General features: G+C 72.0%; 7 protein-coding genes. 2 read left to right on the top strand and 5 right to left on the bottom strand.

Annotated features, from left to right (window positions below; genetic code table 11):
- Positions 1 to 222: nitroreductase family protein (locus tag OERS_RS13615; protein WP_211268486.1), on the bottom strand; the 222-nt coding region annotated here is incomplete at its 3' end.
- A gap of 188 nt (positions 223 to 410) precedes the next feature.
- Between OERS_RS13615 and gadC the strand changes: the two genes are divergently transcribed.
- Positions 411 to 1937, top strand: coding sequence for a putative glutamine/gamma-aminobutyrate antiporter GadC (gadC, locus tag OERS_RS13610; RefSeq protein ID WP_068626216.1), 1527 nt, complete (start codon positions 411 to 413; stop codon positions 1935 to 1937).
- 61 nt (positions 1938 to 1998) lie between these two features.
- Positions 1999 to 2991: a DUF6301 family protein gene (locus OERS_RS13605; RefSeq protein ID WP_068626214.1), complete on the top strand. Its 993-nt coding sequence runs from the start codon at positions 1999 to 2001 to the stop codon at positions 2989 to 2991.
- Between the two features lie 96 nt (positions 2992 to 3087).
- Here OERS_RS13605 and OERS_RS13600 read toward each other — a convergent pair whose 3' ends face one another.
- From OERS_RS13600 to OERS_RS13585, 4 genes are all read right to left on the bottom strand, one after another.
- Positions 3088 to 5931, bottom strand: a complete 2844-nt coding sequence (locus OERS_RS13600) for an FAD-binding and (Fe-S)-binding domain-containing protein (RefSeq protein ID WP_068626225.1) — start codon at positions 5929 to 5931, stop codon at positions 3088 to 3090.
- 681 nt (positions 5932 to 6612) lie between these two features.
- Positions 6613 to 7050 carry a carboxymuconolactone decarboxylase family protein gene (locus tag OERS_RS13595; RefSeq protein ID WP_068626223.1) on the bottom strand — a complete coding sequence of 146 codons (438 nt, stop codon included), beginning with the start codon at positions 7048 to 7050 and terminating at the stop codon, positions 6613 to 6615.
- A 60-nt stretch (positions 7051 to 7110) separates the two neighbouring features.
- Positions 7111 to 7710, bottom strand: a complete 600-nt coding sequence (locus OERS_RS13590; RefSeq protein WP_248948568.1) for a GNAT family N-acetyltransferase — start codon at positions 7708 to 7710, stop codon at positions 7111 to 7113.
- Positions 7700 to 8203, bottom strand: a complete 504-nt coding sequence (locus OERS_RS13585) for a GNAT family N-acetyltransferase (RefSeq protein WP_068626211.1) — start codon at positions 8201 to 8203, stop codon at positions 7700 to 7702. The genes OERS_RS13590 and OERS_RS13585 overlap by 11 nt, the downstream gene beginning before the upstream one ends.
- Positions 8204 to 8248 lie beyond the last annotated feature (45 nt).

The raw sequence follows: 8248 nt of genomic DNA, 5'->3' as shown, positions 1-8248 counted from the left end.
GCCCCCGCCCGGCTCTCCCGCCGCCACGGGTGAGGTCGCGGACCAGAAGCGCGCGACGTCGTCGGGCCGGTCGAGGACGACGAACGCCCAGCCCTGGGTGAAGCCCGCGTTCGGTGCGCGGACCGCGTTGCGCAGCATGCGCTCCACAGCCCGCGGCGCGACCGGCTCCCCCGTGAAACGACGGACCATGCGGCGACGGCGGACGACGTCCTGGAACTCCATGCCGACCATGCTGCCAGCCCGCGCCCGCGCCGCGGGACGCTCGCTGCGCCCGCCCGCACCGAGCACGGCCGGTCCCACGACCCCCTCGCCGCTCCTCCCCGCGCGCCACCGCCCCTCCGGTGCCAGGATGCGTGAGTCGCACCGTCGGCCCCGACCCCGCACCAGCCCGTCGCAGGAAGGCCCAGCCAGTGAGCCAAGAACGCACGAGACCCGGCGCGGGGACCATCACGGTCGCCGGGCTCGCCGTCATGAACATCGTCGCGGTCGTGAGCCTGCGCGGGCTGCCCGCCGAGGCCGAGTACGGCCTCGCCTCGACGTTCTACTACCTGTTCGCGGCGCTCTTCTTCCTGGCGCCCGTGGGCCTCGTGGCCGCAGAGCTGGCGACCGGCTGGCCCGAGGAAGGCGGCATGTTCCGCTGGGTCGGCGAGGCGTTCGGGAGCCGCTGGGGGTTCCTCGCGATCCTCATGGTCTTCATCGAGGGCTGCATCTGGTTCCCGACCATCCTCACGTTCGCCGCGGTCACGCTCGCCTACACGGGGTCCGACGCCGAGGCCGCCCAACAGATCTCGAGCAACAAGCTGTTCGTGCTCGTGGTCGTCCTCGGCGTGTTCTGGCTCGCGACCCTCATCGCGCTGCGCGGCGTCAAGTCGTTCTCGCAGGTCGCGAAGTGGGGCGGGATCGTGGGGACGCTCGTGCCCGCCGCGCTCCTGGTGGGCCTCGCGGCCGCCTATCTCGCGGGCGGCAACACCTCGCAGGTCGAGCTCTCGTGGGGCGCGTTCGTGCCGGACCTGTCGAAGTTCTCGAACATCGTGCTCGCCGCGGGCATCTTCCTGTTCTACGCGGGCATGGAGATGAACGCGGTGCACGTGCGGTCGATCAAGAACCCGATCCGCAACTACCCGATCGCGATCCTCGTGGCCGCGCTCGGTGCCGTCGTCGTCCTCGTCCTGGGCACCCTCGCGATCGCCGTGGTCGTGCCCAAGGGGCAGATCAACCTCACGCAGAGCCTGCTGACCGCGTACGACACGCTGCTCGACTGGGCGGGCATCGGCTGGGCCGGGCCCGTCCTGGCCGCGATGCTGGCCGTGGGCGTCCTCGCGGGCGTCGTGACCTGGGTCGCAGGCCCCGCGACGGGCCTGCTCTCGGTGGCCCGCGCGGGCTACCTGCCCCGCTGGTTCCACCGGACCAACCGCGCGGGCATGCCGTCGCGCATCCTGCTCGTGCAGGCGGCGATCGTCACGGCACTGTCCGTGATGTTCGTGATCCTGCCGTCGGTCCAGGCCGCGTACCAGCTCCTGAGCCAGCTCACCGTGATCCTGTACCTCGTCGCGTACGTCCTGATGTTCGCGGCCGTGATCGCGCTGCGGTACTCGCAGCCCGACCGACCGCGCCGGTACCACGTGCCGGGCGGGATCGTGGGGGTGTGGGTCATCGGCGGGTGCGGGCTGCTCGCGGCCACGCTCGCGCTCGTCGTGAGCTTCGTGCCTCCCGCCCAGATCGAGGTCGGCAGCGCGACGACGTACGTGGGGCTGCTCGTCGGTCTCAGCGTGGTGTTCGTGGCGCTGCCGTTCTGGGCGTACAGCGCCCGCAGGCCGTCGTGGCGCGACGAGACGCTCGACTTCGCGCCCTTCACCTGGCAGGTCGAGGCGCCGGTGGATCAGAGCTCCGGTCATGCGCCGGGATCTCACACCTCACGTGATGTGATGGGTGGATGAGGGCGTCCTACGGATCTCCTGCGCTCTGGCGGACGATGTCACCGGCCGAGGCCGGTGACCGATGACGTCGGACTGGACGGAGCTCGGCGAACGGCTCGCGGCGACGTTCCGGAGCGTGTCCGATCGGGTCTTCCTGATCGTCGCCTCCAGGTCGACCCCTGTGCGGTACGTGCAGCTCGCAGGGGGTCCTGGCAGGATCGACGCGGAGGCTCCGGCGACGGACGTCGTCGCCGATGCGGACGAGTCCGTGCTGAGCGCCGCTGGTTGGACGGCTCCGGGGATCGCACAGCCGAACTGGACGGCGTCGACCGCGCTCCCAGCGCTCACCGCCGAGTATCGAGCGCTCGCCCTGCGGTGCGTGAACGCCTTGCGGGACGCGTACGGCATCGGGAGCCCGGACGACCTCGGCTATCGCGCGTGGCGTGAGCCGGAGCAGATGCCGGCAGGTCGGACGTGGTCCGCCGAGCGCCTCCAGCGCATGGATCGCGGCGTCCGTGCGCTGGAGCTCCCCACCCTGGGGCTCGACGCGAACCGACCCCGGACTCCTGGGGTGTCCGTCGCGCCCGCCCTCAGGACCTGGAAGGCGATGTCCCCCTCCGAGGTACGCGACCTCATGGAGTACTGGGCGGCTCGCCCCTGGCCGCTGTCGCGGGACGAGGTGCAGCGTCTGGCCGTCGAACGCTTCGGTTGGACGATCGAGGTCGAGGACGGCACCCCGTACCTGATGAACACCGTCTCCGGCTTCACCGTCCCGGACGTCTCGACGATCGGGGCCCACCAGGACCTGAACTACCTGAGCCTGCGGACCTCCGACGTGATCCGCCAGGTCACCCCGGAGTCCACGGCCTTCCTCGGCGACGGCTTCACGCGCATGGTGCGCGCCGGCGAAGCGGGCTGGGGAAGGCCGGCGATGCACGAGCTCGACGGCACCGTTTCCGCGACCTGGGACCTTGCCTCCGGCGCGCAGATCTCCTTCCGCTGCGCCCCCAGCAGCCTGAGCGCGATGTTCCGGACGCCCCAGGGCGTCGCGCTCGACCTCAGGTCCGAGGGCTGAGCCCCTGCCCCCGGACCGGTCCGACGTCCACCTGAGAGCTGCTCCGCCGAGGCCGCCCCCTCCCGAGGGGCGACCCGCGCACACCCCGCGACGGGTCTAGAGCCGCTCGGCGAGCAGCTCGACGAGCGCCTTGCCCTGCACTCCCCCGAGCTGGTCGGCCTGGGTGCGGCACGAGAACCCGTCGGCCAGGAAGATGTCGTTCGGCCCGGCGGCCCGCAGCGCGGGCAGGAGCGCGTTCTCGGCGACCTGCACCGACACGTCGTAGTGCCCCTTCTCCATGCCGAAGTTCCCGGCGAGCCCGCAGCACCCGGCGAGCGTGTCGATCGTGGCGCCCGCGCCGCGGAGCAGCTTCTCGTCGGCCTGGAAGCCCATGACGGAGTGCTGGTGGCAGTGCGGCTGGACGACGGCCGTGACGTCGGACAGGTCGGGGACCTTCCACCCGGTCTCGGGTGCGGGCCGCGTCTCGGGGCGCGTGAGCAGCTCGGCGACCGTGTGGGTCGCTCCCGCGACGGCCTTCGCGCGCGGGTCGTCGGGGAAGAGGTCGAGCAGGTCCGAGCGCAGCACCGCGGTGCACGACGGCTCGAGCCCGACGATCGGGATCCCGTTGACCGCGAACGGCCCCAGGACCTGGAGCAGGTTCTCGAGGCGCTTGCGGGCCCCGTCGAGCTGGCCGGTGCTGATCCAGGTCAGGCCGCAGCAGGCCTGCTGGTCGGGCACGATCACGTCGTAGCCCGCGGCGTCGAGCACCGTGACCGCGGACTGCGGCACCGAGGGTGCGAGCGCGTCGCTGAACGAGTCGGTCCACAGCACGACCTGCGGCCGCTTGCTGGTCCTGGGCCGCCCGGGCGTCTGCCCGACGGCGAGCCCCGGCACCCCGTTCGTCGCGCCTCCGCGCTTCCACCAGGTGCGGAAGGGGACCTCGGCGAAGCGGGGGACCTCGCGGCGCGAGTCCATGCCGCCGAGCGTGAGCACGAGCTTCGCGACGGGACGGATGCCGAGCACCGCGTTGATGAGCCGCGGCATCATGCCCGCGAGACGGGCCCAGCGCGGGAGCCAGCCCAGGGCGTAGTGGTTCATGGGGCGCAGCTTGCCCTGGTAGGTCCGGTGCAGCACCTCGGCCTTGTACTGGGCCATGTCGACACCCGCGGGGCAGTCGGCCGAGCAGGCCTTGCAGGACAGGCACAGGTCGAGCGAGTCACGGACCTCGGGCGACGTGAGGCCGCCCACGAGCGTGCCGTTGATCGCGTCCTGGAGCACGCGGGCGCGGCCGCGCGTGACGTCCTTCTCGTCCTTGGTCGCCTGGTACGAGGGGCACATGAACCCGCCCGACGCCGAGGAGTCCGCGCGGCACTTGCCGACGCCGACGCAGCGGTGGACGGCCTGGGTCATGTCGCCGTGGTCGTGGCTGAACGAGAAGCCGCCCTTGGTCGGCAGCACCGGCAGCGCCCTGGGCCGGCGCAGGTCGGCGTCCACGGCGCTGGGCCGCACGATCACGCCCGGGTTGAGCACGTCCTGCGGGTCGAACAGCGCCTTGATCTGCTCGAACAGCGAGATGGCCTCGGGTGAGTACATGACGGGCAGCAGCTCCGAGCGCGCGCGGCCGTCGCCGTGCTCGCCCGACAGCGAGCCGCCGTACTTGGCCACGAGCTGCGCGGCCTCGGTCATGAAGGTGCGCAGGACCGATCCCGAGGTCTCGAGCGGGATGTCGATGCGCAGGTGCACGCACCCGTCGCCGAAGTGCCCGTACGGCAGGCCGTCGACGCCGTAGCGCGCCATGAGCTCGTCGAGGTCGCGCAGGTAGGCGCCCAGCTTCTCCGGAGGGACCGCGGAGTCCTCCCACCCCGGCCACGCCTGCTCGCCCGCGGGGGTGCGCCCGGCCAGCCCGGCGCCGTCGGCCCGGATCTGCCACATGGCCGTGGCGTCGGGGCCCGCGGGCAGGATGCGCGTGGACGTCGACGCGGACGCCGCGACGATCGCCTCGGCGTTCGCGTACGCCTCCTCGGGAGTCGCGCCCCCGACCTCGACCATCATCCAGCCGCCGCCCGGCGGCAGCTCGGGGACCGAGTCCGCGCCCTTGGCGCGGCGCACCACGTCGACGAGGCGGGCGTCGAGGCCCTCGACCGCGAGCGGGCCCAGCGAGAGGAGGGCGGGGACGTCGTCGGCCGCGGTGGGCATGTCCTCGTAGGCGAGGACGACGAGCGTGGGCGCGCTCGGCATCGGGACCAGGGCGACCGTGGCCTCGAGGATCGTCACGAGCGTGCCCTCGGTGCCCACGAGCATCTTGGCGAGGTCGGAGCCGTTCTCCGGCAGCAGGTGCTCGACCGAGTAGCCGGAGACCTGGCGGCCGAACCGCCCGAACTCGGTGCGGATGAGCGCCAGGTTGTCCTTGACGATCTTCGCGAGGCCCGGGACGGCGGCGAACGTCGGGTCGCCCTTACCCGCGGTGAAGCGCCGGCCCGTGCCGTCGACCACGTCGAGCTCGACCACGTTGTCCGCGGTGCGCCCGTACGCGACCGCGTGCGGGCCGCACGCGTTGTTGCCGATCATGCCGCCGAGCGTCGCACGGTTCTGCGTCGAGGGGTCGGGCCCGAACCGCAGGCCGTGCGGGGCCGCGGCCTTCTGGAGCGTCGACATGACCACGCCCGGCTCGATGCGGGCCGTTCGTGCCTCCGGGTCGAGCGACAGGACGCGGTTGACGTGCCGCGAGAAGTCGATCACGACGCCCGGGCCGATCGAGTTGCCCGCGACCGACGTGCCCGCGCCGCGCGCCGTGAGCGGGACGCCCAGCTCGCGCGTCACGTCGAGGGTCGCGACGACGTCGTCGGTCGAGATCGGGAAGACCACCATCTCCGGGACGACGCGGTAGTTCGAGGCGTCGGTCGAGTACTCGGCCCGGCGCCGCGTCGAGGTGTCGACGATGCCGCGCGTCGTGGTCCGCACCGCGGTCGCGACGGCCTCGCGGGCCGCGTCCGCTGCGCGCTCTGCCTCGCTGCGGGCCGCGGACCGTGCGGACGCCTCGGCGGCGGCCGCCTTCGCGGCGTGCTGGGCGTCTGCCTCCGTGGTGCGCTCTGGCGGGACGGGGGCTCCTGCGGCGTCGAGTTCAGCAGTCACGTCGGCGATTCTCCCACCACTCCCGGGAGGGGGTGACGCCCGTCCGGGGAGTGTCCCGGATCCGGGTCCGGCGTGGGACGAGGCCGGGCGCGGTGCCCGACGGCGGAGCGTGGGTTCGGGGGTGGCGCGGGGGTTCGGGGGTGGCGCGGGGCGCTGGAGCTCCGGGTGGCGCGGTGCGCTGCGGCGTCGAGCGTGCGGAGCGGACGGAAGGTCCCCGGACCCACCCTCGCCACGTGCGGGTCAGCACTCGGTGGTGCGCTGTGCCGGGTGCGCGGTGCACGTGTGCGCCGTGCTGGGCTGCGATGTGCCAGGGAGACCCTGTGCAAGCCTGCCCGCCGGCTCCTGGAGGTGCCCTGCCCGGGCCGGGTCGTGCTCGCTCCCGCTCGTGGCTACCGACTTCCGTCCGCTCCGGTGGCAACGGTACTGCGGGTCGCCGCAGGGTGCGCCGCGGGCGGGGAGGCCACGACCTCCGCATCCGCTGTTCAGCACGGGGGCGCCACGAGCCGTCGGCTAGGGCGCGACCCGGTAGCCGCTGCGGATCGCGACACGGTTCCAGGCGCTCATCACCACGGCGAGCCAGCTGACCGCCGACACCTGCTCGGCGGTCAGCGACCCGTCGTCCCAGTCGTCGCGCGCAGGGACGGAGAGCCGTGTCACTTCCTCCGCCAGTCCGAGGGCCGACTTCTCGATCTCCGTGAAGTACTGCGTCTCCCACCAGGCAGGCAGCACTGCGAGCCTGTCCGCGCTCTCGCCGGCACGCAGCGCGTCGCGCGTGTGCAGACGGCAGCAGAAGGCACATCCGTTGAGCTGGGACACGCGCAGCCGGATCAGCTCGACGAGCCGTGGGTCGAGTCCGGCTCCTGCCGCGGCCGCTCCTGCTGCCTTGCTGAGCTCAGCGACGTGCCGATAGACGTCAGGGTGCTCCTTGCTGATGTTGACCCGCGGCATCCGAGAGCTCCGCTCCGTCGACGTGACCATCTGGGTGCTGCCCTCTCTTCGTCTGTGCCGTCAGCTCGTGGCCGGCAGGGTTCGCTGCATCGAGTGCACGGCCGGGCCGTCTGCCGTGGACGTGTGCGCTGTCACGAAGAATCCACGTCCCTCGTACAGTCGCACGTTCCGGTCGTCGGACGTCTCGAGCGCGATGGTGCAGCCCGGGTCGAGACGGCCCACCTCCGCGACGACCGCGTCGACGAGGGCCGAGCCAAGGCCTGCACCGCGCGCCTCGGGGCGCACTCCGAGCGTGGCAAGCTCCCACGACGGCATCGGATGTGCGGGGAGGTCGGCTGCGAGCAGGGCTTCCAGACGGTCTCCGTGCAGCTCGCGCACCTGCCGTTGCAGGTCGTCGGCGAGAGGCGGCGCACTCGAGGGCAGGACGGCGACAGCTCCTCGTCCGTGGGCGTCGACCAGCACCAGCCCGTGCTCGATCGCATGAGAAAGATACAGAGACTGGAGCTCTTCGAGCCGGTGCGCGTAATCGTCGTCAGGAATGGTCCATCGAGTCCACGGGTAGTCGGCAAAAGCGACCGACAGCGTGCGCGCCGCGGCGGGAAGATCATGGGAGGTGGCGGTGCGGATCGAGTGATTCATGCAGGGCCTTTCAGTGTTCATGACGCCGAGTGTGCCCGTCGACCGTGGGACTGACGGGCTCCTGGATCTGCAGGTGGAGGATCGGGTACGGGCGACCGTCACCGTCGAGCGGGCTCCGCGCGACCACACGGAATCCACGGGCGAGGTAGAAGTCGCGTGCACCAACGTTCTGCTCGTTCGCGTCGACCCTGGTCACGCCGTGGTGGGCTATCGCCTCAGCGAGCAGCGCCGACCCCACGCCCTCGCCCCGCGTCTCGTTCATCACGAAGAGCATCTCGAGAATGCCCTCGGAGACACCGGCGAACCCGATCGACCTTCCCTCGCGCTCGGCGACGACGAGGGTCACCGCGGGAAAGTAGACGGGAGAGAGGGCGGCCTCGATACGTTCGAAGTCGGCGTCGTCGAGAAAGTCGTGCGTGGCCCGCACCGCACTGCGCCAGATCTCGACGAGCGCCGGGTACTCTGACGGCCCGTCGACGGGGCGAACAGTGAGTTCTTCGGTACTCGCAGCCATGAGATCGATCGTGGCACGACCGTCCCAGCTCGGTCCATCCGATAC

The organism is Oerskovia enterophila, assembly GCF_001692445.1.
Taxonomy (GTDB): domain Bacteria; phylum Actinomycetota; class Actinomycetes; order Actinomycetales; family Cellulomonadaceae; genus Oerskovia; species Oerskovia enterophila.
The sequence above is the reverse complement of the archived record's forward strand: the minus strand, read 5'-3'. Positions and strand labels throughout refer to the sequence as shown.

Excerpts from the sequence above, each read along its gene's own strand:
- OERS_RS13605 (WP_068626214.1), top strand. The coding sequence starts at position 1,999 with ATGACGTCGGACTGGACGGAGCTCGGCGAACGGCTCGCGGCGACGTTC.
- OERS_RS13595 (WP_068626223.1), bottom strand. The coding sequence starts at position 7,050 with ATGCCGCGGGTCAACATCAGCAAGGAGCACCCTGACGTCTATCGGCAC.
- OERS_RS13590 (WP_248948568.1), bottom strand. The coding sequence starts at position 7,710 with ATGAACACTGAAAGGCCCTGCATGAATCACTCGATCCGCACCGCCACC.
- OERS_RS13585 (WP_068626211.1), bottom strand. The coding sequence starts at position 8,203 with ATGGCTGCGAGTACCGAAGAACTCACTGTTCGCCCCGTCGACGGGCCG.